The organism is Variovorax sp. 278MFTsu5.1 (assembly GCF_048305045.1).
GTDB classification, from domain to species: domain Bacteria; phylum Pseudomonadota; class Gammaproteobacteria; order Burkholderiales; family Burkholderiaceae_C; genus Variovorax; species Variovorax guangxiensis.
Genome location: NZ_CP157622.1, coordinates 3,769,312 through 3,793,239, shown reverse-complemented (window position 1 = coordinate 3,793,239; position 23,928 = coordinate 3,769,312). Strand labels below are relative to the sequence as shown.

The following is a 23,928-nucleotide window of genomic DNA, read 5'->3' as shown; positions in this document are numbered from 1 at the left end:
TGTCTCTCCTGGTGGGTGGGGCGGCTTATGCCTTTTGGGCAAACTGCCAGGCCATGTCGGCCATGGGGCGGGCGCCGCGGGCCGAAGCCACGGCTTGCTCGCTCGACGCGGTGCCGGCCTCGACTCGCTTGGCAATGCCTTGCAGGATCGCGGCCATGCGGAACAGGTTGTAGGCCTGGTAGAAGTTCCAGTCCGGCGCCAGCGCCTCGGGCGTGCTGATGCGGGTGCGCTCGCAGTAGCGGCGGATGTATTCGCTCTCGGTGGGGATGCCCAGCGAGGCGACGTCGACGCCGCCGATGCCGCGCCCGGTGGTCGGGGGCATGTGCCACGACATGCAGTGGTAGCTGAAGTCGGCCAGCGGGTGGCCGAGCGTCGACAGTTCCCAGTCGAGCACGGCGATGATGCGCGGCTCGGTGGCGTGGAACATCACGTTGTCGAGGCGATAGTCGCCATGGACGATCGACACCTTGCTCTCGTCGCGCGCGCTCGCGGGCATGTGCGCGGGCAGCCAGTCGATCAGCCGCTCCATGGCCTCGATAGGCTGCGAGAGCTCGCCCGCACCGTCGGCCGAGGCCTTGTACTGCTTGCTCCAGCGGCCGATCTGGCGCTCGAAGTAGTTGCCGGGCTTGCCGTAGTCGGCCAGGCCGCGGGCGGCGAAGTCGACGGTGTGCAGCGCGGCGATCACGCGGTTCATCTCGTCGTAGTGGGCGGCGCGCTCGGCATTGCTCATGCCGGGCAGCGACTGGTCCCACAGCACGCGTCCCTGCATGAACTCCATGACGTAGAAGGCGCGGCCGATGACGCTCTCGTCCTCGCACAGGCAGTACATGCGCGGCACGGGCACATCGGTGCCGGCTAGGCCGCTCATCACCTTGTACTCGCGCTCCACCGCGTGGGCCGAGGGCAGCAGCTTCGCGACCGGGCCCGGCTTGGCGCGCATCACGTAGCTCTGCGTGGGCGTGACCAGCTTGTAGGTCGGGTTCGACTGGCCGCCCTTGAACATCTCGACCGTCAGCGGGCCCTTGAAGCCGTCGAGGTTCTTCCCGAGCCAGGCTGCGAGCGCGTCGACGTCGAAGGCGTGCTGTTGCGAGACGGCACGGGTGCCGATGAAGGAGGAGAAGTCCTGGCTCATGTCGGTATGTCTATCTGCCTGTCGTTGTCGTTCTAGCTTTCAGCTTCCGAGACGCGCATCAGCGCCGAGCGGTCGAGCACCACGAGGCCGCCCGGCTCGATGCGGATCGTGCCCTCGCGCTCCATGGTCTTGAGCTCCTGGTTGACCCGCTGGCGCGATGCGCCCAGCAGCTGCGCCAGTTCTTCCTGCGCCAGTTGCAGGCCGATGCGCATCTGGCTGCCGTCTTCCAGGTTCGGCACGCCGTAGCTGCGCACCAGATGGATGAGCTGCTTGGCCAGCCGTGCGCGCAGCGGCAGGGTGTTGAGGTCTTCCACCAGCCCGAAGAGCGTGCGGATGCGCCGCGCCTGCAGCCGCATCAGCGCCTCGTACAGCTCCACATGCGAGGCCAGGATCTTCTGGAAGTCGGCGCGCGCCACGCACAGGATGGTGGTATCGCCATGCGAGTAGGTGTCGTGCGTGCGCCGGTCCCCGTCGAACATCGCCACGTCGCCGAACCAGATGCCCGGCTCCACGTAGGTCAGCGTCACCTGCTTGCCCGAGACGGCCGTCGAGCTGACCCGCACCGCGCCCTTGGCGCAGGCGATCCAGTGTTCGGGCGGATCGCCGCGGGCAGCGATCAGGTCGCCGTCCTTGTAGCGTTTGACGAAGGCGCATCGGAGGATGTCGTGCCGCAGCGATGGAGAAAGGGAAGAAAACCAGCGACCACTGTTGATCGCTTCACGTTCTTCGATGGTAAGAATGGGGTCGTCCATTGGTCTGTCCTCTCGGCGACTGGAAGGCTGGTGGGTGTCACGGGAGCGACGCTATGCGGCGTTGCTCGGTTACTCGGCTATTCGTAATGCGGCGGTTTCTTCTCGAGGAACGCGGCGATGCCGATGCCTGCGTTCGCGTGGTGCAGGTTGCGCACGAAATGGTCTCGCTCCTGCGCGAGCTGCGATGCCAGCGTGGCGCCCCGGGCCTCGCTCAGCAACTCCTTGATGCTGGCCAGCGAATTCGGCGCGCGGGCATTGAGCCGGCCCGCCAGCGCCAGCGCGCCCGCAAGGGCCTGGCCGCTTTCGGTGAGCTCGTTGACGAGGCCCAGCGCATGCAGGCGCGAAGCCTCGATGCGCTCGCCGTTCATCAACCATTCGCTCGCAAGCTGGCGCGGCAGCTGCCGGCCCAGGTGCCAGCTCAGGCCGCCGTCGGGCGACAGCGCCACGTTGCTGTAGGAGGCTGCGAAGACCGCATCGCGCGCCGACACCACGAAGTCGCAGGCCAGCGCGAGCGAGAAGCCCGCGCCGGCAGCCGCGCCCTCGACGGCGGCGATGACCGGCTTGGGAAAGGTGCGGATCGAATCGATCCAGTTGTGCAGGCCCTCGATGCTCTCGGCCTGAACCGAGCGGTCGAGCTGCCGGTTGGCCAGCAGCCGCTGCAGCGAGCCGCCGGCGCAGAACCATGAGCCTTCGCCCACGATGACCACGCTGCGGATCTCCGCGCTGTTCTCGGCGCCGTTGAGCGCCTCGATGCCCGCTGCGTAGATGTCGGGGCCCAGCGCGTTGCGCTGGCTCGGGTTGGAGATCGTCAGCACCATGGTGCTGCCCTCGCTCGTGCTCTTGAGTTCTGCGGTGCTCATGGCTCGCTTCCGTGCTCCTCGTTCATTTCGTGATCATTCTTCCTCGTGCAGCAGGCTCAGGCCCAGCGCGCCGCGGCGGCGCAGCCATGGGCTCGGGCGATAGCGCGGGTCGCCATACACCGTCTGCAGGTTGAACAGCACCTCGAGCATGTTGGTCGGTCCGTAGAGGTTGCCCATGGCCAGCGGGCCGCGCGGATAGCCCAGGCCCAGCTGCACGGCGGTCTCGAGGTCGGCCGGCGTGCACACGCGCTGCTGGCACATGTCGGCGGCGATGTTGACGATGGTGCCGATCACGCGCTGCGTGACGAAGCCGCCACTGTCGCGGATCACGCTGACGGCCTTGCCGTCGCGCGCGAAGAGTGCGTGCGCGGCATCGCGGATGTCTCGGCGCGTGGCCGGGTTGGTGGCGAGCACGCGGCGCTTGGTGGCCGCGTCGTCGATCAGCATGTCGATGCCGACGGTGCGCGTGGCGTCCAGGCGCTCGACCGCGGCCACCGTCGTCACGTCGAAGCCCAGCGGCGCCACCAGGATCAGCGAATGCGGCGCGGCGGTGGCGCCGCTGTCGATCTGCGCACCCAGCGTGTTCACCAGGCGCAGCAGCTCGGCACGGCGTGCCGCACGCGGCGACACCCACACCGAAGGCGTGCCCTCGACCACCGGTGCGGGCGCCTCGGGCGCCTGCTGCATCACGCCGTCGTCGTAGCGGTAGAAGCCTTCACCGGTCTTGCGGCCCAGCGCGCCGGCGGCAAGGCGCTGCGCGGTGATCACGCTGGGGCGGAAGCGCGGCTCCTCGAAGTACTGGTGATAGATCGACTCCATCACCGGGTGCGACACGTCGAGCGCCGTCAGGTCCAGCAGCTCGAAGGGGCCGAGGCGGAAGCCGGCCTGGTCCTTGAGGATGCGGTCGACGGTCGCGAAGTCGGCCACGCCTTCGCCCACGATGCGCAGCGCCTCGGTGCCATAGCCGCGGCCGGCGTGGTTGACGATGAAGCCGGGCGTGTCCTGCGCCTGCACGGCGCTGTGGCCCATCTGCGTGGCGTAGCCGGCGAGCTGCTTGCAGACCTCGGGCGAGGTCTTGAAGCCCGCGACCACCTCGACCAGCTTCATCAATGGCACCGGGTTGAAGAAGTGGAAGCCCGCGACGCGCGCCGGATGCTTCAGGCCGGCCGCGATGGCCGTCACCGAGAGGGAGGAGGTGTTGGTGACCAGGGTGGCGGTCTCGGTCACCACGCCTTCGAGCTCGCTGAAGAGCTTGCGCTTGACTTCCAGGTCTTCGACGATGGCTTCGACGATCAGGTCGCAGCCCGCCAGCGCCTGGATCGAATCGACAGCCTTCACGCGGGCGATGTACGCGTCGCGCATGGCGGCATCGATCTTGTTCTTCTCGTGCAGCTTGTTCCATTGGGCGCAAAGGGCTTCGCGCCCGCGTTCGGCGGCGCCCGCGAAGCTGTCGAGCAGCAGCACCTCGCTGCCTGCCTGCGCCGCGATCTGCGCGATGCCGCGCCCCATGGCGCCGGCGCCGACGACGCCGATTCGGGAGTAGTTCACTGTCATTTGCTGGAGATTTTCACTGGTTGGGTGGTATCCGGACCTGCGGGGCAGGCCTCGACACAGGTGCCGTACGCATCGGCACCGCCGTCGAAGTCTTCGATTTTGCAGCCCCGCGCGGGCGGGGCGCGACGGGTTTTACGCGGGGGCGCGCTTTCAGGGCGCACGACGGCTGCGGTCGATGGCCACGCTCAGCGAGATGGCGACCATCAGCAGGCCGAGGCCGACCCAGCTCATCCATGCGCCCGCATCGTTGGCGAGCAGCCAGCCACCCAGCGCTGCGCCCACGGCTTGCCCGGTGTAGATGCCGGAACTGTTGAGCGCCACCGAGCCCGGCGCCAGCGCGGGCGCCAGGCCCACCAGGCGGGCCTGCTGCGCCGAGTTGGTCGCGAAGCAGCCCAGTCCCCAGGGAACGAGCACCACCGCCAGCCACGCCAGCGTGGAGGCCAGCGGCCACAGCAGCAGGCTGGAGGCGATCAGCACCGTGGTGACGAGCACCATGCGCCCGGCGCCCACGCGGTCGATGAAGCGGCTGACCACCATGTTGCCGACCAGCCCGCAGGCACCGAACAACGCCCACATCACGCTCAGCGTGGTGGCGTCGGCGCCGAAGCTCTGCTTGAGGATCGGGCCGAAATAGCTGAACAGCACGAACTGGCCCGCGCCCTGCAGCGCCGTGACCGAGACGATGCCCATCAGCACCGGGCTGCGCAGCACGCGCGACCATGCGGCGGCCGTCAGCGCGGCGGGGCGGATGCCGTTGGGCAAGGTGAGCCACACCGATGTCGCGCTCGCGACACTGAGCGCCGCAATCGCCGCAAAAGCCATGCGCCAGCCAAGGTGCCCGCCGATCAGCGCGCCGATGGGCAGGCCCAGCACCGAGGCCATCGACCAGCCGAGAAAGACGAAGGTCACGGCGCGTCCGCGATGCTCGGGCGGTACCAGCAGGCCGGCGCAGGCAGCGGCTTGCGGCGTGAAGATGGCCGGCGCGATCACCGTGAGCATGCGCACCGGCAGCAGGGCGCCGAAGGTGGGCATCAGCGCGCAGAGCACGTGGCCGATGGCGTACCAGAGAAGGGTGAGGGCGAGGAGCTGGCGGCGGTCCCATCCGGCCACTGCGGCGGCCAGCAACGGTGCGCCTACGCACATGACCGCCGCGGCGGCAGTGATGAGCTGCCCCGCCGTGGCGGCCGTGACCGAGAGCGAGACGCTGATCTCGTTGAGCGTGCCGGGCACGACCATCACGCCCGTTCCGATCACGAAATTGCCGGCAAGCAGCGCCCAGAGCGCCCTCCGTGGCGCCGGCTGGCTCACCGACGGACCTGCAGCGCGCCGGGATTCACGATGTTCGTGGGGTTGCCGTTGATGTAGCTCACGACGTTGTCGAAGGCCTGGCCGAAGTAGCTCTCGTAGCTTTCCTGCTCGACGTAGCCGATGTGCGGCGTGCAGATGCAGTTCTCGAGGCGCAGCAGCGCGTGGCCCTGCAGCGGCGGTTCGCTCTCGAACACGTCGACGGCCGCGAGCCCCGGGCGGCCGCGGTTGAGGGCCGCGAGCAAGGCATCGGCCTCGACCAGCTCCGCGCGCGAGGTGTTCACGAACAGGGCGGTCGGCTTCATGCGCGAGAGGTCCTCGAGGGTGATGAGGCCGCTGGTCTCTTCGTTGAGCCGCAGGTGCACCGACAGCACGTCGGCCGCGGCGAAGAACTCATGGCGGTTCTGGGCCACCTGGAAGCCGTCGGAGCGCGCCTTGGCGCAGCTGGCTTCACGGCCCCAGATCACGACCTGCATGCCGAAGGCCTGCCCGTAGCGCGCCACCAGCTGGCCGATGCGCCCGTAGCCCCAGATGCACAGAGTCTTGCCCTTGAGTACGGAGCCGATGCCGAAATTGGGCGGCATCGAGGCCGACTTGAGCCCGGACTGCTGCCAAGCTCCGTGCTTGAGGTTGCTGATGTACTGCGGCAGCCGGCGCATGGCGGCCATGATGAGCGCCCAGGTGAGCTCGGCGGGCGCCTGGGGAGAGCCGGAACCCTCTGCCACGGCCACGCCGCGCTCGGTGCAGGCCGCGACGTCGATGTGCCCGGCGACGCGCCCGGTCTGGGAAATGAGCTTGAGCTTCGGGAGCTTCTCGATGAGCTGGCGCGAGATCTGGGTGCGTTCGCGGATCAGCACGATCACGTCGGCGTCCTTGAGTCGGACCGACAACTGCCCAATGCCTTTGACCGTGTTGGTATAGACCTTGGCCGCGTAGGCGTCCAGCTTGGAAGCGCAGCGCAGCTTGCGTACGGCGTCCTGGTAATCGTCGAGGATCACAATGTTCATGGCGTGCCATTGTGCCTCGCAGCATTGGAATGTCGCGCCGGCGAACGTTTGGATACCCGCCCTGCAGCCGCTTGCAGAGCGGTTCGGGCCCGGTACAGGATCCGATACCGGGCTCAGTGCAGGTTCAATGCAGACGTGTCGAGCGAGGGGCCGCGGCCAGTGTTTCGGCGGCTTCCAGAGCGGCCAGGCGGTCGAGTTCGGCGCAGACGTCGGCCATGCGGCCGGAGATCAGCACCCGATTGCTGTTGCGCTGCTGGCCCTTGCCGTCGACCACGCGGACCACGCGCAGCGGGCGTGCCGCAGCGGCTGCTTCAGAAGGGGCGGTGCCGCCGGTGCGGGCTGTACAGGCGGGGCGCACGGCCACGTAGCGCAGTCCAGCGGAGGACTCTGCGGAATCGAGATGATCCCTGCGATGGGAGGGGCGGCGTGCGGGCATCAGCCGGTTGGCCAGCGATTGCAGCGGCATCCAGATGTCGGCGATGGCGAGAAGGGCGATTCCCATGTGAACTCCAAAAAAGTATGAGGTTGAACACAGGCAGGATTTCTTGAATCGGCCGCGACAGGGTGATGGCGACTCTTCGCCATACGCCCGCCACCTGTCGCTGCCGGATGGGGTGCTGTTGCTCTGGAAAGCAGGTCGCAGCGGCCTACATCAGCATGGTGTTCCGAATGAGTCCGACGGCGAGGCCTTCGATTTCGAAAGGCTCGCCGGGCTGCACGATGATGGTCGGGTAATCGGGGTTCTCGGCGTGCAGCTCGATGACCTGTTTGTTGCGCTTCAGGCGCTTGACGGTCACTTCGTCGCCCAGGCGCGCGACAACGATCTGGCCGTTGCGTGCTTCCTTGGTGGCCTGCACCGCGAGCAGGTCGCCGTCCATGATGCCGGCGTCGCGCATCGACATGCCGCGCACCTTGAGCAGGTAGTCGGGCTGGCGCTGGAACAGCGTGTTCTCGACGTAGAAGGTCTGGTCGACGTGCTCTTGAGCCAGGATTGGCGAGCCGGCTGCGACGCGGCCGATGAGCGGCAGCGCCAGCTGGGCCATGCCGGGCAGCGAGAGGGAGAACTGTCCACCCTCGCGATGGCGCGTTTCGTTGAGCGAGCGCAGCGCGTCGCCCTTGAGGCGGATGCCGCGGGAAGTGCCGCTGACCAGCTCGATGACGCCCTTTCGCGCCAGTGCCTGCAGGTGCTCTTCGGCGGCATTGGCCGATTTGAATCCGAGTTCATTGGCGATTTCGGCGCGCGTGGGTGGCGCACCGGTGCGTGCGATGGCGCTCTGGATGAGGTCCAGGATCTGCTGCTGGCGGGCTGTAAGCTTCACGGCGAACTGCATGTGTGGTTCCTTGCGGCACTGGTTGGATATCCAGTGCCTGTATTTTTAACCAGTTTTTAGAAGTTGACAAGCCATGGTCAATTCCTCTTCGTCCGAACTGCCGCGCCGTGTGGTGGTTCTGGGCACCGGCGGCACTATCGCGGGCCGGGCCGCCAGCAGCGGCGACAACATCGGCTACACCGCCGCGCAGGTGGGCGTGGCCGACCTGCTGGGCGGCATCGAGGCACCCGACGGCGTGATGCTGGAGGCCGAGCAGGTGGCTCAGGTCGACAGCAAGGACATGTCCTTCGCCATCTGGCAGCAGCTGGCCCGGCGCTGCGCGCACTGGCTGGCGCAGGCCGATGTGGCGGGTGTGGTGATCACGCACGGCACCGACACGATCGAGGAAACCGCGTTCTTCCTGCATTCTGTGCTGGTGCCGTCCAAGCCCGTCGTGCTGACCTGCGCGATGCGCCCGGCCACTGCGCTGTCGCCGGACGGTCCGCAGAACGTTCGTGATGCGATCAGCGTCGCCGCCACACGGGGTGCGCACGGAGTCACCGTGGTGTGCGCGGGGGCGATCCAGGCCGGCGTCGACATTCAAAAGGTCCATACCTATCGGCTGGACGCCTTTGCTTCGGGCGATGCGGGCCCCGTGGGCTATGTGGAGGAGGGCGAGGTACGCCTTGTCCGGTCGTGGCCGCAAGGCGGAACGCTGCCGGTAGTGAAGCTCTTCGGTGCTACCGAGGTGCAGTGGCCACGCGTGGAGATCGTGATGAGCCACGCCGGTGCCAGCGGTGCGGTGATCGAGGCGCTGCTTCAGGCGGGCGGAGTGGATCCTCTGCGCGGGCTGGTGCTTGCCGCCACCGGCAACGGCACCTTGCACCATGCGCTGGAAGCGGCCGCGCTCAAGGCCCGGGACGCCGGCATCGAGGTGCTCCGAGCCACGCGCTGCTCGAGCGGGCGCATCCTGCCGAAGGCGGGGGATCCGCTTCGCGATGCGGGCTCGCTGACGCCCGCGAAGGCCCGCATCGCCCTGATGCTCGAATTGCTGGGCTGAAAGCAGAACCGCCCCTCTGGAGGGGCGGTTTGCTGCGAGTCGGATGATCGGTCGATCTTTCGATCAGCTGCTCAGCGCGGCCAATGCGCGCTGGGTGATCTCGTCGACCGTGCCCACGCCCTTGATGGCGCGGTACTTAGGCGCGGCGGCCGGATCGGCCTTGGCCCAGGCGGAGTAGTAGTCGACCAGCGGACGCGTCTGCTGGCTGTACACGTCGAGCCGCTTGCGCACGGTTTCTTCCTTGTCGTCCTCGCGCTGGATGAGGTCCTCGCCGGTCACGTCGTCCTTGCCTTCCACCTTGGGCGGGTTGAACTTGACGTGGTAGGTGCGGCCCGAAGCCGGATGCGAGCGGCGGCCGCTCATGCGCTCGATGATGTCGCCGAAGGGCACGTCGATCTCGAGCACGTAGTCGAGCTTGACGCCTGCCACCTTCATGGCGTCGGCCTGCGGAATGGTGCGGGGGAAGCCGTCGAACAGGAAGCCGCTAGCGCAGTCGGGCTGCGCGATGCGTTCCTTCACGAGATTGATGATCAGGTCGTCGCTGACCAGTGCGCCGGCGTCCATGACGGCCTTGGCCTGCAGCCCGAGGGGCGTGCCGGCCTTGACGGCTGCGCGCAGCATGTCGCCGGTCGAAATCTGGGGAATGCTGTATTTCTGGCAAATGAAGGCCGCTTGCGTGCCTTTGCCCGCCCCGGGCGCGCCCAGCAAAATTAGTCTCATGGTGTCCTCGGACGGTTCTTAGATTTTGTGTCGCGCCGAGCGTCGGCCCCATGGCTGGGCTGGGCGGAGTTGCTTCGAGGATAGCATGCGTGCCCTTCGGGAAATCCCGCTGTCGGTGGCCGTGGAGACGCGCAGGCTCAGGCGCCGGCCGCCGCGAAGACGGCTCGCACGCGCGCCAGGTCTTCCGGCGTGTCGATGCCGGGCCCCGGCGCCACATGGCTCACATGCACCGCGATGCGATGTCCGTGCCACAGCGCGCGCAGCTGTTCGAGTGCCTCCGTCGACTCGACGGGCGCAGGGGGCAGCGAAGGAAATCGCCGTACGAAGCCGGCGCGGTAGCCGTAGATTCCGATGTGGCGCAGTGCCGCGGGGGTGGCAGGCAGCATCGCAGGTGCGGCGCCATTGGCGGAGCCGTCGCGCCACCAAGGGATCGGCGCGCGGCTGAAGTACATCGCGTTGTCCTGCGCATCGAGCACGACCTTCACGACATTGGGATTCATGAAGTCGCCGACCGAGTCGATCTCGTGGGCGGCGGTGCTCATCGCCGCCTCGGCGTGCGTGGCGAGCGTGGACGCCACGGCGTCGATCAGCGCGGGGTCGATCAGCGGCTCATCGCCCTGTACGTTGACGACGATGTCCTCACCATCCAGGCCCAGTTGCTCGCAGGCTTCGGCCAGCCGGTCGGTGCCGCTGGGGTGATCCTGCCGCGTGAGCACAACCTCGACGCCATGCGCCTTGCAGGCTTCGACGATGGATGGATCGTCGCCAGCGACCACCACGCGTGCAGCGCCCGACTCGCTGGCGCGCTGCGCCACGCGCACCACCATGGGCACGCCGGCGATATCGGCCAGGGGTTTGTTGGGAAGCCGTGTCGACGCGAGCCGCGCCGGAACCAGAACGGTGAAGCTCACAGCCCGAGCTCTTCGTCGGAAAGCGTGCGTGCCTCGTTCTCGAGCAGCACCGGAATGCCGTCGCGCACCGGATACGCCAGGCGGGCGCTGCGCGAGCACAGCTCCTGCTTCTCGGGGTTCCAGGTCAGCGGCCCCTTGGTGACGGGGCAGACGAGCAGTTCAAGCAGCTTGGTATCCATCGAGCGATGATAGCTTTGCGTCGAGTGCGGCGAAGAATTCCGCGGACGGCACGAACTCCAGCGGCACGGCCAGCGCATCGGGCGCCTTGCGCCACAGCTTGACGGCGTCCTTTTCGGTGCAGACGAGGATCTGCTCCTTGCCGGACGGGCGTTGCCAGCTCTCGAAATCGAAGTGATCGGGCAGGGCGATGACGTCGGCGAGCGTCAGGCCGCGGGCGCGCAGCATTTCGAAGAAGGCTTCGGGCCGGGCGATCGCCGCCAGTGCGGTCAAGGGCTTGCCTGCGAGGGATGCCAACGATACGCGGTTTCCGTCGCTGCCCAGGGCATCGTTCGCGAGGGTCCGCGTGGCGGTATGGCCGCCCGCGAAGGCCGGCCGCGATCCGCTGTGCAGCACCAGATCGCAACGGCGCGGCCAGGCTTCGCGCAGCGGGCCGGCAGGCAACCGCCAGCCGTTTCCGATTCCCCGGTCGTCGAATACGCAGATCTCGATGTCGCGCGCCAATGCCAGGTGCTGAAGCCCGTCGTCGCTGACGATGACCTGCGTGGCCGGATGCCGCTCGAGCAGCGCGCGGGCCGCATCGATGCGCTGGCGCGCCACGAATACCGGGACCCCGGTCGCATGGTGGATCAGTGCCGGCTCGTCGCCCACATCCTGCGGATCGCTGTCGCCGAGCACTTCGCGGCAGTCATCGGTACGGCGGCCATAGCCGCGCGACACCACGCCGACCCGAATGCCCCGCGCCTGCAGGTGGCGCACGACGGCCATCACGACCGGCGTCTTGCCCGCGCCGCCAGCGATCACGTTGCCGACCACGATCACAGGTACGCGCACGCGCTCGGTCCGCAGCCATCCCATGCGATAAAACAAGCCGCGCACGGCGAACAGCGCGGCGTAGACGAGCGACAGCGGCCACAGCATGCAGGCCAGGAGGCCGCGGTGCAGCCAGGCCTCCTGCAGGCGCGAAGCCGGGTTGCCGCCGTTGCTGCCGCCGTCCGAAGGCACTCAGTGTCCGGCTTGCGCCGTCGACTGGGCCGCGAAGGTGATCTGCATCAGGCCGGCGCGGCGCGCGGCTTCCATCACCGTCACCACGGCCTGGTGCGGGCTCGTCGCGTCGGCGCTGATGATCACCACGCTGTCCTTGCCCCCGGTGGCCGCGGCGGCGAGGGCGGCCGTCACGGTTTCCACGCTGCGGTCGGCCACGGCATTCTTGTTGACCGAATAGCGGCCGTCGGCCGACACCGCCACGATCACTTCCTTCGGATAGTCGCGCTGGGCGTCGACGTCAGCCGTGGGCAGCCGCAGCTGCATCTCGGTGAACTTGCTGTAGGTGGTCGACAGCATCAGGAAGATCAGGATCACCAGCAGCACGTCGATGAACGGGATCAGGTTGATCTCCGGCTCGTCGCGCGCGCCGTGGCGGAACTGCATGCGGGCGCGGCTCATTTGCGCAGTGCGTTGAGATGGCGGGCGAAGCGCTCGCCGGAGAGTTCGAGATTCAGCAGGTACTCGTCGACCCGGCTGCGGAAGTAGCGCCAGAAGATCAGTGTCGGGATGGCCACGATCAGGCCGAAGGCGGTGTTGTAGAGCGCGATCGAGATCCCGTGCGCCAGCTGCGCCGGGTTGCCCGAGCCCACCGCGCCGCTACCGGGCGATTGCGAGCCGAAGATCTCGATCATGCCGATCACGGTGCCCAGAAGGCCCAGCAGCGGGGCGGCCGATGCGATGGTGGCCAGCGCGGGCAGGTAGCGCTCGAGCTTGTGGGCGACGGTGCGGCCCGAGGCTTCCATGGCGGCGCGCAGGTCGTCTTCGGTGCAGCGCGGATTGGCGTTCAGCGCGCGCAGGCCGGCGGCCAGGACCTGGCCGAGCATCGAGTTGCGTTCGAGTTTGGTCACGACATCCGGACCGGGAATGGCTCCGTGCGACGCGGTGATGGTTTCGTCGAGCAGCTTCGGCGGAAGTACCCTCACGGTCTTGAGACTCGTGAAACGTTCTATAACCAGCGCGAGCGCAATGATCGAACAAGCAAGCAAGGGCCAGATCGGCCAACCCGCGGCAACTATGATGGAAAACAAGAAAATCCTCCGGCCCGTAGACTGCAAATGCGCGGCGATTATCCACTGAGGTCACCATCGTCACGCGCCTTGTTTTTGTGTCAGCAAGGACGCACAGATTCTGTGGATAACTTTGTGATTAACCCGCTGCGCAACGCGTCCGGACCCGCATGGGACGGCCTTTTCGCTGGATCGACTGAATTTTGAGCAGCACTTTTTTCAATGAAATCAATGGGTTGCACGAGAAACCGTGCGCCTGTCTCGCCTCGGGGGGCCAGGGCCGGGGCCTTGCCGCGTGTTGTGGAAGAGTGGCATCTGGCCGAGCGTGCATTTTGTGAGCGTGCGTGAACAGAATTCCGCGCCGGGGCCGCGCGTCTGGGCCGTCGGCGCCTTGTGCCGGGCGGTGGCCGACGCGCTCGACGCGCGCTTCAATCCGGTGTCCGTGCGTGGCGAGATCTCCGGCTTTTCGCGCGCCTCAAGTGGACATTGTTACTTCGCGCTCAAGGACGAGTCGGGCCAGCTGCGCTGCGCGATGTTCCGCCGGGCCGCCGGCCTTCTCGATTTTTCGCCGCGCGATGGCGACCAGGTCGAGGTGCGCGGGCGACTTGCGGTGTACGAGCCGCGCGGCGATCTGCAACTGGTGGTCGAAAGCCTGCGCCGGGCTGGGCAGGGGGCCCTGTTCGAGCAGTTCCTGCAGCGCAAGGCGCGCCTGGAAGCCGAAGGCCTCTTCGATCCTGCGCGCAAGCGGGCGCTGCCGACCATGCCGCGCTCGATCGGCATCGTCACTTCGCTCGGCGCCGCGGCATTGCACGACGTGGTCACCGCGCTGCGAAGGCGTGTTCCACACATTCCGGTCGTACTGGCCCCCGCGGCTGTGCAGGGAGTCAACGCACCGGGTGAACTGGTGCGGGCGCTGCAGTCGCTGTATGAGCTCACGCCTGCCGTCGACGTGATTCTTCTGGTGCGCGGAGGCGGCTCCATCGAGGACCTCTGGGCCTTCAACGACGAGGCGCTGGCGCGCACCATCGTGCAGAGCCCGGTGCCGCTGGTCAGCGGCGTGGGGCACGAAACCGACTTCACCATCGCCGACTTCTGCGCCGACCTGCGCGCACCCACGCCGACTGCCGCGGCGGAGTTGGTGAGCGCGCCACGCGACGTGTGGCTGGGAGCGCTCGATCTGATCGAGGAGCGGCTGGGCGAGGCGCTGGGCGGACGCCTCGATGTGCTCGGGCAACGTCTGGACCAGGCTGCGGGGCGCCTTGGCCGGCCTTCGGGCCTCGTGAATCGGCAACAACTGCGCCTGGCACACCATGCGCAGCGTCTTCGCTACATGGTGCTGGCCAGAAGGGAGCGCCTCACGCAGGCGCCGCGCCTGATCGCCGCCGACTTTCCGCAGAAGCTGGGCCGCGCGGTTGTGCAGCGGCGAGATCGGCTGGAACGTGTGGCTCTTCGTATGCGGCTGCTCGATCCGGCACTGGTCTTGCAGCGCGGCTATGCATGGCTGACCGATACAGACGGTCATGCGATCGTCAGCGCGAAGCAACTTGCGCCTGGCGATGCAGTGAAGGCGCGATTGGCCGACGGTGAAGTCGACCTGACCGTCGCACCGGGCGGCGCGACGGGAACGCGTCCGACGTCGCCCCAATAATTACTTCCTAGAATCCTTCATTTCCACAACCAACCCACGAGAAAAAACCATGGAACATGTGCTCCCACCCCTGCCGTACGCACTCGACGCACTGGCACCCGAGTATTCGAAGGAAACCCTCGAGTACCACTACGGCAAGCACCACAACGCCTATGTGGTGAACCTCAACAACCTGCAGAAGGGCACCGAGTTCGAGTCGATGACGCTCGAAGAGATCGTCAAGAAGTCCAGCGGCGGCATCTACAACAACGCCGCCCAGATCTGGAACCACACCTTCTTTTGGAACTGCATGAAGCCGCAAGGCGGCGGCGCTCCCACCGGTGCGCTGGCCAAGGCCATCGAAGCCAAGTGGGGCAGCTACGACGCCTTCAAGGAAGCCTTCGTGAAGTCGGCCGTGGGCAACTTCGGCTCGGGCTGGACCTGGCTGGTGAAGAAGGCCGATGGCTCGGTCGACATCGTGAACACGGGCGCAGCCGGCACGCCGCTGACCACCGCCGACACCGCGCTGCTGACGGTGGACGTCTGGGAGCACGCCTACTACATCGACTACCGCAACCTGCGCCCGAAGTTCGTCGAGACCTTCCTGGCCAAGCTGGTCAACTGGGACTTCGCAGCGAAGAACTTCGGCTGATCCCGCGTTCTGCCGAAAACGAAAAAGCCGACCATGGGTCGGCTCTTTTTTTGGCTTTTTGCTGGCTATGGACGGCAGGTGCTCATCGTTTGCCGGCTGCGAAAAGCTCGCCGCCGAGCTTCGCGCCCTTCTTGATGTTCTTCTTGGCGAACCACCCCTGGTTCATCTCGAGCACGTAGCGCACCGGTTCTTGGGAGCAATGCGTGTTCTCGGTCATGGGCTGCATGTCCGCGAGGTTGACGATGCGGCCGTCGTCGGCAACGAAGGCGGCGGTCAGCGGCAGGATCGTGTTGCGCATCCAGAAGCACTGCGTGGCGGGCTGCTCGAACACGAAGATCATGCCCTCGGCCTGTGGCATTTCCTTGCGGAACATCAGGCCGATTTCACGTTGCAGAGGGGTTTGCGCGACCTGCGCGTCGATCTTGTACAGCCCGATCGACAACTGCGTGCGCGACAGATCGGTCTGGGGTTGCTGCTGGGCATGCGCCGGCATCATGAACGACGCGGATGCAAGGAGCAGGGGGAGCAGGGCGGCGAGGCGCTTGAGCATCGGACGACTCTTTCAGGGCGGGGCCAGGGCCCGGCCTGGATTGAAAAATACCAATAAAAATGCCCGCTGATGCGGGCATTGCCGGTGAGCGTGGAAGCTTACACCTTCTTGGCAGCGGCCGTGTGGGCCTTGGCCACGTGGCGAACCTTGTGCTTCTTGGCGGCTGCGTGCTTCTTGGCCGAAGCGTGCTTGGCAGCCTTGGCGGCGGGAGCGGGAGCAGCCGGAGCGGGTTCGGCTTGTTGAGCGAAAGCGCCGACTGCGAAGAGACCGGCGACCAGGGCTGCGAGCAGCTTGTTCATGAACATATCCTTTGAAATTCGTTGATCTGGATTGCCCTCCCTGCGGAAGGTAGACATTCAACGGAGGCCACTGCACCCGGTTGACAGCAACGAGGGAGCCTCAGGCGAAAAAAAAGCGCTCCGAAGAGCGCTTTTTTTGCGGGGCAGCCGAATTACTTCGGGGTGCCGCCTTGGGTCGACTTGCGCTTGACGCTGCCGTCCTTGTTGCGACGACGCTGGTCGCGGGTTTCGGCACGCTTCTCGCCAGAGGCAGCAGCCTTGTCGGCACCGATGGCGCCGCCTTCGGGGGTCTTGGCTTCGTCGCCAGCCGGGGCCTTGACCTGGCCAGCGGGCTTGGCAGCCTTCTTGGCTTCGGCGCGTTGCTGCGACTTGCTGTTGGTGGCGTTGCCTTGCTCGGGCGTCGTACCGGCCGGGTTCTGGGCGTAGGCGCCAGCGGCGAACAGGCCGGCGATCATGACTGCGAGAATTTTGCTCATTGATGATTCCTCTATCGAGAATTGGTTGGAAACGCCTCCCGGCGAGCAGAAGGTCAGCCACTAACGACGCCGTCGGGCCGCCGGTTGACAAACGCTTGCTGATGGGTTGCGTCTAAAATGTACAGCGATTTGTTCGCCGGCTGTACAGCTGAATACTCGCCGTGTCTGAATTCGCTGACAGTCGTCAAAAGTACGTCAATCCCGGAGTCGTCCCCTCTCATGACCAGTTATCAGCACATCAAAGTCCCGACCGAAGGCCAGAAGATCACGGTCAACGCCGACAACTCCCTCAATGTGCCTGACCAACCGATCATCCCCTTCATCGAGGGCGACGGTACCGGACTGGATATCACCCCGGTGATGCTGAAAGTGGTGGACGCCGCCGTGGCCAAGGCCTACGGCGGCAAGAAGAAGATCCACTGGATGGAGGTCTACGCCGGCGAGAAGTCGACCAAGGTCTACGGCCCCGACGTCTGGCTTCCCGAGGAAACGCTGCACGCCGTGCGCGACTACGTTGTTTCCATCAAGGGCCCGCTGACCACGCCCGTCGGCGGCGGCATCCGCTCCCTGAACGTCGCGCTGCGGCAGGAGCTCGACCTCTACGTCTGCCTGCGCCCCATCCAGTACTTCGAGGGCGTTCCCAGCCCGGTGCGCGAGCCGCACAAGACCAACATGGTGATCTTCCGCGAGAACTCGGAAGACATCTACGCCGGCATCGAGTTCGAGGCCGAAAGCGAGAAGGCGAAGAAGCTCATCAAGTTCCTGCAGGACGAGATGGGCGTCAAGAAGATCCGCTTCCCGAACACCTCGGGCATCGGCGTCAAGCCCGTATCGCGGGAAGGCACCGAGCGCCTCGTGCGCAAGGCGCTGCAGTACGCAATCGACAACGACAAGCCCAGCGTCACCCTGGTTCACAAGGGCAACATCATGAAGTTCACCGAAGGTGGCTTCCGTGACTGGGGCTACGGCCTCGCGGCCAAGGAGTTCGGTGCCGAACTGATCGACGGCGGCCCCTGGATGAAGTTCAAGAACCCGAAGACGGGCAAGGAGATCACCGTCAAGGACAGCATCGCCGATGCATTCCTGCAGCAGATCCTGCTGCGTCCCGCCGAATACAGCGTGATCGCCACACTCAACCTCAACGGCGACTACGTGTCCGACGCCCTGGCTGCGCAGGTCGGCGGCATCGGCATCGCCCCGGGCGCGAACCTGAGCGACACCGTCGCCATGTTCGAGGCCACCCACGGCACGGCCCCCAAGTACGCTGGCAAGGACTATGTGAACCCCGGCTCCGAGATCCTCTCGGCCGAGATGATGCTGCGTCACATGGGCTGGAAGGAGGCCGCCGACCTGATCATCAGTTCGATGGAAAAATCCATCGCCAGCAAGAAGGTCACCTACGACTTCGCCCGCCTGATGGACGGCGCTACCCAGGTGAGCTGCTCGGGCTTCGGCCAGGTGATGATCGACAACATGTAATTGCTGCGCTTCGACGTCCATGGCGGCGTTGCGGTAAACGAGGAGCCCTTGAACTTTCCGGAAGGAATTCAAGGGCTTTTTGCTGCTTCTTCAGTCAATTGCTGCGGACTTTTTTGCCTAAAACTCCTGCCTGGGGCACCGTTGCGGAAATACTGTCGCAACGGCCGCAAACCCCTTGAATTGTCGGATACGCGCCACCACGTTTTTTTCGCTCGGCACGGCGCTGGCACGCTCTATAGAATGATTTTCATGGCAACGAGAATTCCAAAAACTCCCAGCGCTCCACCGGCCCAGAAACCGGCTGGGGACGACGGGGATTCGGTCGTCCTGGAGCGCCGGCCGCAGAAAACCGCGCCGCCCCAGATGTACCAGGTGGTGATGCTGAACGACGACTACACGCCCATGGAGTTCGTGATCGTCGTGCTCCAGGAATATTTCAGCAAGGATCGCGAAACCGCGACCCAGATCATGCTCAAGATCCACCTCGATGGCCGGGGCGTCTGTGGGGTCTATTCCCGCGACATGGCGGCCACCAAGGTCAACCAGGTAATGGAAGCCGCCCAGCAGGCGGGGCATCCACTCCAGTGCGTCAGTGAACCTGTTGCATGAACCAGTTGAATTGCGCAAGCTCCAACCCATCTGAGAACTTATTTACAGCAAGGCAAAAGGAAATCACATGATTGCCCAGGAACTGGAAGTCAGCTTGCACATGGCCTTCGTAGAGGCCCGGCAGCAACGCCACGAGTTCATCACCGTGGAACATCTGCTGCTCGCTTTGCTGGACAACCCGAGCGCCGCGGAAGTTCTGCGCGCCTGCTCGGCCAACGTCGACGACCTGCGGGCGTCGCTCACCAACTTCATCAAGGACAACACGCCCCAGGTGGCGGGTACCGACGATGTCGACACCCAGCCCACCCTGGGTTTCCAGCGCGTGATCCAGCGCGCCATCATGCATGTGCAGTCCACCGGCAACGGCAAGAAGGAAGTCACCGGCGCCAACGTGCTGGTCGCGATCTTCGGCGAGAAGGACTCGCACGCCGTGTACTACCTGCACCAGCAGGGCGTCACCCGCCTCGACGTGGTCAACTTCATCGCCCACGGCATCAAGAAGAGCGATCCGCCGGAAGCCGTCAAGGGCAGCGGCGAAGCTCCCTCGGGTGAAGGTGAAGAGGGCGGCGGCGAGCGCAACGAGAAGGCTTCGCCGCTCGAGCAGTTCACCCAGAACCTCAACCAGATGGCCAAGGACGGCAAGATCGACCCGCTGATCGGCCGCGAGTACGAGGTCGAGCGCGTCATCCAGATCCTGTGCCGCCGGCGCAAGAACAACCCGCTGCTGGTCGGCGAGGCTGGCGTGGGCAAGACCGCCATCGCCGAGGGCCTCGCATGGCGCATCACGCAGGGCGACGTGCCGGAGATCCTGGCCGAGTCCAACGTGTTCTCGCTCGACATGGGCGCGCTGCTGGCCGGCACCAAGTACCGCGGCGATTTCGAGCAGCGCCTGAAGGGCGTGCTCAAGTCGCTCAAGGACAAGCCGAACGCCATCCTCTTCATCGACGAGATCCACACCCTGATCGGTGCGGGCGCAGCCTCGGGCGGCACGCTCGACGCGTCGAACCTGCTCAAGCCGGCGCTTTCCAGCGGCCAGCTCAAGTGCATCGGCGCGACCACCTTCACCGAATACCGCGGCATCTTCGAGAAGGACGCGGCCCTGTCGCGCCGTTTCCAGAAGGTCGACGTGGTCGAGCCTTCGGTGCAGGAAACCGTCGACATCCTGAAGGGCCTGAAGTCGCGCTTCGAGGAGCACCATGGCGTGAAGTACGCCGTGGCGGCTCTGCAGGCCGCGGCCGAGCTCAGCGCCAAGTACATCAATGACCGTCACCTGCCCGACAAGGCGATCGACGTCATCGACGAAGCCGGCGCCGCCCAGCGCATCCTGCCGCCGAGCAAGCGCAAGAAGACCATCAGCAAGACCGAGGTCGAGGAAATCGTCGCGAAGATCGCGCGCATTCCCCCGGCCAACGTCAGCAACGACGACCGCAGCAAGCTGCAGACCATCGAGCGCGACCTCAAGAGCGTGGTGTTCGGCCAGGACAAGGCTCTCGAAGTGCTCGCCTCGGCGGTCAAGATGGCGCGCTCTGGCCTGGGCAAGGGCGACAAGCCGATCGGCTCGTTCCTGTTCTCCGGCCCCACCGGTGTGGGCAAGACCGAAGCCGCGAAGCAGCTCGCCTACATCATGGGCATCGAGCTGATCCGCTTCGACATGTCGGAATACATGGAACGCCATGCGGTGAGCCGCCTGATCGGCGCGCCTCCGGGCTACGTCGGTTTCGACCAGGGTGGCCTGCTGACCGAGGCCATCACGAAGAAGCCGCACGCGGTGCTGCTGCTCGACGAGATCGAGAAGGCGCACCCGGACATCTTCAACGTGCTGCTGCAGGTCATGGACCATGGCACGCTGACCGACAACAACGGGCGCAAGGCCGACTTCCGCAACGTCATCATCATCATGACGACGAACGCGGGTGCCGAGACCATGAACAAGGCGACCATCGGCTTCACCAACCCGAGGCAGGCCGGCGACGAAATGGGCGACATCAAGCGCCTGTTCTCGCCCGAGTTCCGCAACCGGCTGGACGCCATCGTCAACTTCAAGGCGCTCGACGAACAGGTCATCCTGCGCGTGGTCGACAAGTTCCTGCTGCAGCTGGAAACCCAGCTCGGCGAGAAGAAGGTGGAAGTCACCTTCAGCGACAAGCTGCGCAAGCACCTGGCGAAGAAGGGCTTCGATCCGCTGATGGGCGCACGCCCGATGCAGCGCCTGATCCAGGACACGATCCGCCGTGCGCTGGCCGACGAGCTGCTGTTCGGACGCCTGACCGACGGTGGCCGCCTCGAAGTCGACCTCGACGACAAGGACGAAGTGCTGCTCGACATCCAGCCCCTTCCGAAGAAGGAAGGCAAGCAGAAACCCGAAGCAGAGGAAGCAGCGGCAGGCTGAATGAGCCCGCAGCGGTTTCTGCAATGAAGTCAAAGGCCGGTAGCATCGCTACCGGCCTTTTTCTTTGCGGCCACGCATATCGAACCGCGCACCAGCACCAACCGTTTTTCCGCCTTGATCCTCCCCGAACTCAGCCACGAATGGAAAACCGGCCTCTCCCTGGCATGGAGCGGCTACATCGCGGTGTTGTCGGTCTGGATCGTGATGCAGAAGCGCGCGCCGGTCTCGACGATGAGCTGGATCCTCTCGCTGGCGCTGCTGCCGTTCGCGGGCTTCGTCGTCTACTACTTCCTCGGGCCGCAGCGGCTGAAGAAGCAACGCCTGAAGCGCCTGCGCAGCCGCGCCAGTGCCTTCGCCCAGGCCGACGTGGCGCGGCTGCGCGACGCGGCGCGCGACGCTCCTCCAGCGCTGCAACAGATGGCCAAGCTGGGCACCGCGACCTGCGGCCTGCCGGTGTCCAGCGCGCTCGATGTCGAACTGCTCTCCGGCGGCGCGCGCACCTTCGACGCGATCTTCGACGCCGTGCGCGCCGCGCGGAACCACATTCACCTCGAGTACTACATCTTCGAGCCCGACCGCATCGGCACCGCGCTGCGCGACCTTCTGATCGAACGCGCGAAGGAGGGCGTGACGGTGCGCCTGCTGATCGACGCGCTGGGCTCCAAGCGCATAGGCCGCAAGTTCATGGCGCCGATGCTCGACGCGGGCGTCAAGGTGGCGCTGTTCCACGACACCAAGATCGGACGCCGCCTGCGCCCTGTGACCAACTACCGCACCCACCGCAAGATCGTGGTGTGCGACGGCCGCGTGGGCTTCACCGGCGGCGTGAACATCACCGACGAGGAAGACAAGCGCACCAACCCCGACGCGTATCACGACGTGCACCTGCGCGTCGAAGGCAGCGCGGTGCGCTGGCTGCAGACCACCTTCCTCGAAGACTGGACCTACGCCACCGGTGAAGACCCGCGCGGCATGGACGATGCCCTGAACGCCATGCTGCCGCAGCTGGAGGCCGGCGACATCCCGGTGCAAATCGTCACCAGCGGCCCCGACAGCCCGATGGAAGCCATCCACCGCATGCACGTCGAGGCCATCCATTCGGCCACGCACCGCGCCTGGCTCACCACGCCGTACTTCGTGCCCGGCGAGCCCGCGCTGATGGCGCTCACGAGCGCCGCGCTGCGCGGTGTCGACGTGCGCCTGCTGGTACCGCGGCGCAGCGACTCGGCCGTCGTGAGCGCCGCCGCGCGTTCGTACTTCGACGAGCTGATCGCCGCCGGCGTGAAGGTCTGGGAGTACAAGGCGCGCATGCTCCATTCCAAGACCCTGGTGGTGGACGACCATTGCGCGATGATCGGCACCGCCAATTTCGACAACCGCAGCTTCCGCCTCAACTTCGAGGTCTGCGCGGTGGTCTACGGCCCCGAGCTGACCCGCCCGCTGGCGGCGCAGTTCGAGACCGACCTGCACAGCTCCGGCGCGGTGCGCGCCAACCGGCGCCAGGGTTTCTGGCGCCGCCTCGGCGACGCGATCGCACGCCTGTCTTCACCCTTGCTCTGAATGAACCACACCTTTCTCTGGCACGACTACGAAACCTTCGGCGCGGTGCCGCGCCGCGACCGTCCCTCGCAGTTCGCGGCCATCCGCACGGACGCCGAGCTCAACGAAGTCGGCGAGCCGCTGATGATCTACTGCAAGCCCGCGCCGGACTACCTGCCCAGCCCCGAGGCCTGCCTCATCACCGGCATCACGCCGCAGCTGTGCCTGGAGCGCGGCATTCCCGAGCATGAGTTCGCCGCCCGTATCGAGAAAGCGTTCTCGCAGCCCGGCACCATCGGCGTGGGCTACAACACCATCCGCTTCGACGACGAGGTCACGCGCTTCCTGTTCTGGCGCAACCTGATCGACCCGTACGCGCGCGAATGGCAGAACGAATGCGGCCGCTGGGACCTGCTGGACGTGGTGCGCCTCACTTATGCGCTGCGCCCAGAGGGCATCGAGTGGCCGAAGAAGGAAGACGGCAAGCCCAGCTTCAAGCTCGAAGACCTGGCGCGCGCCAACGGGCTGCTGCACGAATCGGCGCACGATGCGCTGTCGGACGTGCGCGCCACCATCGCGCTGGCGCGCCTCATCCGCAGCAAGCAGCCCAAGCTGTTCGACTTCGCCTTCGGCCTGCACAGGAAGGACCGCGTCGCCACCGAGCTGGGCCTGCCCGCGACGCGCGAGACCGCCAAGCCCTTCCTGCACGTCTCGGGCATGTTCCCGGTCGAGCGCGGCTGCCTTGCAGTGATGTGGCCGCTGGCCAGCCACCCCACCAACAAGAACGAACTGCTGGCCTGGGACCTGGCCCACGACCCCAGCGAGCTGCGCGACATCGACGTCGAGACGCTGCGGCTGCGCCTCTTTACCCGCACGGCCGACCTGCCCGAGGGCGTGGTGCGCCTGCCGATCAAGGGCGTGCACCTCAACAAGTCGCCGATGGTGGTCGGCAACCTGCGCACGCTCGCGGCGCCCATGGCCGAGCGCTGGGGCGTCGATCTCGAAGCGGCGATGCGCCACGCGGCCATTGCGCGCGACCTGCCCGACATGAGCGCGATCTGGTCGCAGGTCTACGCCCGGCCCAGGGAGGCCACGCCCGATGTCGACGAAGACCTGTACGGCGGCTTCGTCGGCAACGCCGACCGGCGGCGCCTGAACCAGCTGCGCGGCTTGTCGCCAGAGGAGCTGGCCAAGGATCGCACGGGCTTCGACGATGGCCGTCTGGAAGAGATCCTCTTCCGCTATCGCGCGCGCAACTGGCCGCAGCTGCTGAACGAGGACGAGACCGAGCGCTGGGAATCACTGCGTGTCGCGAAGCTCTTCAAGGGCGAGGGCGGGGCGCGCACCATCGAGATGCTGTTCAGCGAAGTCGACGCGCTCTCCGAGAACGCCGACGAGCGTGGAGAAGAAATCCTCGGCGCGCTCTACGAATACGCCGAGGCCATCGCGCCCGAGGCCTGAGCAAC

At 66.2% G+C, this 23,928-nt stretch carries 25 protein-coding genes; 8 read left to right on the top strand and 17 right to left on the bottom strand.

Annotation, left to right across the window (positions count from 1 at the left end; all coding sequences use genetic code 11):
- Positions 1-25: 25 nt before the first annotated feature.
- The 8 genes from ABL844_RS17640 to lexA all read right to left on the bottom strand — a co-directional run bounded on the left by ABL844_RS17640 (position 26) and on the right by lexA (position 7,941).
- Positions 26-1,132 carry a phosphotransferase gene (locus tag ABL844_RS17640; RefSeq protein WP_126024044.1) on the bottom strand — a complete coding sequence of 369 codons (1,107 nt, stop codon included), beginning with the start codon at positions 1,130-1,132 and terminating at the stop codon, positions 26-28.
- A 32-nt stretch (positions 1,133-1,164) separates the two neighbouring features.
- Positions 1,165-1,884, bottom strand: a complete 720-nt coding sequence (locus tag ABL844_RS17635) for a Crp/Fnr family transcriptional regulator (protein WP_093202289.1) — start codon at positions 1,882-1,884, stop codon at positions 1,165-1,167.
- 77 nt (positions 1,885-1,961) lie between these two features.
- Positions 1,962-2,744 carry an oxepin-CoA hydrolase, alternative type gene (locus ABL844_RS17630; protein WP_418128334.1) on the bottom strand — a complete coding sequence of 261 codons (783 nt, stop codon included), beginning with the start codon at positions 2,742-2,744 and terminating at the stop codon, positions 1,962-1,964.
- A gap of 33 nt (positions 2,745-2,777) precedes the next feature.
- Positions 2,778-4,298, bottom strand: a complete 1,521-nt coding sequence (locus ABL844_RS17625) for a 3-hydroxyacyl-CoA dehydrogenase (RefSeq protein ID WP_418128333.1) — start codon at positions 4,296-4,298, stop codon at positions 2,778-2,780.
- 150 nt (positions 4,299-4,448) lie between these two features.
- Complete coding sequence (locus ABL844_RS17620; protein ID WP_418128332.1) at positions 4,449-5,606, bottom strand: MFS transporter; 1,158 nt, start codon at positions 5,604-5,606, stop codon at positions 4,449-4,451.
- Positions 5,603-6,610 carry a D-2-hydroxyacid dehydrogenase family protein gene (locus ABL844_RS17615; protein ID WP_369662182.1) on the bottom strand — a complete coding sequence of 336 codons (1,008 nt, stop codon included), beginning with the start codon at positions 6,608-6,610 and terminating at the stop codon, positions 5,603-5,605. Before ABL844_RS17615 ends, ABL844_RS17620 begins: the two co-directional genes overlap by 4 nt.
- 124 nt (positions 6,611-6,734) lie before the next feature.
- A complete protein-coding gene (locus tag ABL844_RS17610) occupies positions 6,735-7,112 on the bottom strand; it encodes a hypothetical protein (protein WP_418116568.1) in 378 nt (125 codons plus the stop codon).
- 145 nt (positions 7,113-7,257) lie between these two features.
- Positions 7,258-7,941, bottom strand: coding sequence for a transcriptional repressor LexA (gene lexA, locus ABL844_RS17605; protein WP_126024049.1), 684 nt, complete (start codon positions 7,939-7,941; stop codon positions 7,258-7,260).
- 73 nt (positions 7,942-8,014) lie between these two features.
- On the opposite strand from lexA, the gene ABL844_RS17600 reads away from it, so the two are divergent.
- Positions 8,015-8,980 carry an asparaginase gene (locus tag ABL844_RS17600; protein ID WP_418128331.1) on the top strand — a complete coding sequence of 322 codons (966 nt, stop codon included), beginning with the start codon at positions 8,015-8,017 and terminating at the stop codon, positions 8,978-8,980.
- A 63-nt stretch (positions 8,981-9,043) separates the two neighbouring features.
- On the opposite strand, the gene adk is transcribed toward ABL844_RS17600, so the two are convergent.
- From adk to ABL844_RS17570, 6 genes are all read right to left on the bottom strand, one after another.
- Positions 9,044-9,700 carry an adenylate kinase gene (gene adk, locus ABL844_RS17595; RefSeq protein ID WP_418128330.1) on the bottom strand — a complete coding sequence of 219 codons (657 nt, stop codon included), beginning with the start codon at positions 9,698-9,700 and terminating at the stop codon, positions 9,044-9,046.
- Positions 9,701-9,837: 137 nt separating this feature from the next.
- Positions 9,838-10,611, bottom strand: a complete 774-nt coding sequence (gene kdsB, locus ABL844_RS17590; protein ID WP_369662185.1) for a 3-deoxy-manno-octulosonate cytidylyltransferase — start codon at positions 10,609-10,611, stop codon at positions 9,838-9,840.
- On the bottom strand, positions 10,608-10,790 hold the full coding sequence (locus ABL844_RS17585) for a Trm112 family protein (RefSeq protein ID WP_007836935.1): 183 nt from the start codon (positions 10,788-10,790) through the stop codon (positions 10,608-10,610). The genes kdsB and ABL844_RS17585 overlap by 4 nt, the downstream gene beginning before the upstream one ends.
- Entirely contained in the window at positions 10,771-11,709 is a 939-nt protein-coding gene (gene lpxK, locus ABL844_RS17580) for a tetraacyldisaccharide 4'-kinase (RefSeq protein ID WP_418131920.1), read from the bottom strand. The genes ABL844_RS17585 and lpxK overlap by 20 nt, the downstream gene beginning before the upstream one ends.
- Before the next feature lie 84 nt (positions 11,710-11,793).
- Complete coding sequence (locus ABL844_RS17575) at positions 11,794-12,219, bottom strand: ExbD/TolR family protein (protein WP_371287180.1); 426 nt, start codon at positions 12,217-12,219, stop codon at positions 11,794-11,796.
- Between the two features lie 11 nt (positions 12,220-12,230).
- Positions 12,231-12,863 carry a MotA/TolQ/ExbB proton channel family protein gene (locus ABL844_RS17570; protein WP_126024055.1) on the bottom strand — a complete coding sequence of 211 codons (633 nt, stop codon included), beginning with the start codon at positions 12,861-12,863 and terminating at the stop codon, positions 12,231-12,233.
- Between the two features lie 313 nt (positions 12,864-13,176).
- Here ABL844_RS17570 and xseA point away from each other — a divergent pair, with 313 nt between their 5' ends.
- The gene (gene xseA / locus ABL844_RS17565) at positions 13,177-14,490 is read left to right on the top strand and encodes an exodeoxyribonuclease VII large subunit (protein WP_369662440.1); all 1,314 of its coding nucleotides are present in this window, start codon (positions 13,177-13,179) and stop codon (positions 14,488-14,490) included.
- Between the two features lie 49 nt (positions 14,491-14,539).
- The gene (locus ABL844_RS17560) at positions 14,540-15,121 is read left to right on the top strand and encodes a superoxide dismutase (RefSeq protein ID WP_019652466.1); all 582 of its coding nucleotides are present in this window, start codon (positions 14,540-14,542) and stop codon (positions 15,119-15,121) included.
- An 82-nt stretch (positions 15,122-15,203) separates the two neighbouring features.
- Here ABL844_RS17560 and ABL844_RS17555 read toward each other — a convergent pair whose 3' ends face one another.
- The 3 genes from ABL844_RS17555 to ABL844_RS17545 form a co-directional block, all read right to left on the bottom strand.
- The gene (locus ABL844_RS17555) at positions 15,204-15,671 is read right to left on the bottom strand and encodes a DUF192 domain-containing protein (RefSeq protein WP_184637610.1); all 468 of its coding nucleotides are present in this window, start codon (positions 15,669-15,671) and stop codon (positions 15,204-15,206) included.
- Positions 15,672-15,769: 98 nt separating this feature from the next.
- A complete protein-coding gene (locus ABL844_RS17550) occupies positions 15,770-15,970 on the bottom strand; it encodes a hypothetical protein (protein ID WP_184637613.1) in 201 nt (66 codons plus the stop codon).
- 152 nt (positions 15,971-16,122) lie between these two features.
- Complete coding sequence (locus ABL844_RS17545; RefSeq protein WP_126020304.1) at positions 16,123-16,446, bottom strand: cell envelope biogenesis protein TolA; 324 nt, start codon at positions 16,444-16,446, stop codon at positions 16,123-16,125.
- A gap of 219 nt (positions 16,447-16,665) precedes the next feature.
- On the opposite strand from ABL844_RS17545, the gene icd reads away from it, so the two are divergent.
- The 5 genes from icd to sbcB all read left to right on the top strand — a co-directional run bounded on the left by icd (position 16,666) and on the right by sbcB (position 23,923).
- The gene (gene icd, locus ABL844_RS17540) at positions 16,666-17,925 is read left to right on the top strand and encodes an NADP-dependent isocitrate dehydrogenase (RefSeq protein WP_126020302.1); all 1,260 of its coding nucleotides are present in this window, start codon (positions 16,666-16,668) and stop codon (positions 17,923-17,925) included.
- A gap of 249 nt (positions 17,926-18,174) precedes the next feature.
- Positions 18,175-18,534 carry an ATP-dependent Clp protease adapter ClpS gene (gene clpS, locus ABL844_RS17535; protein WP_126020469.1) on the top strand — a complete coding sequence of 120 codons (360 nt, stop codon included), beginning with the start codon at positions 18,175-18,177 and terminating at the stop codon, positions 18,532-18,534.
- A gap of 67 nt (positions 18,535-18,601) precedes the next feature.
- On the top strand, positions 18,602-20,923 hold the full coding sequence (gene clpA, locus ABL844_RS17530; protein ID WP_126020299.1) for an ATP-dependent Clp protease ATP-binding subunit ClpA: 2,322 nt from the start codon (positions 18,602-18,604) through the stop codon (positions 20,921-20,923).
- A 114-nt stretch (positions 20,924-21,037) separates the two neighbouring features.
- Positions 21,038-22,483, top strand: a complete 1,446-nt coding sequence (cls, locus tag ABL844_RS17525) for a cardiolipin synthase (protein ID WP_418128329.1) — start codon at positions 21,038-21,040, stop codon at positions 22,481-22,483.
- Positions 22,484-23,923 carry an exodeoxyribonuclease I gene (gene sbcB, locus ABL844_RS17520; protein WP_126020296.1) on the top strand — a complete coding sequence of 480 codons (1,440 nt, stop codon included), beginning with the start codon at positions 22,484-22,486 and terminating at the stop codon, positions 23,921-23,923.
- Positions 23,924-23,928: the final 5 nt, after the last annotated feature.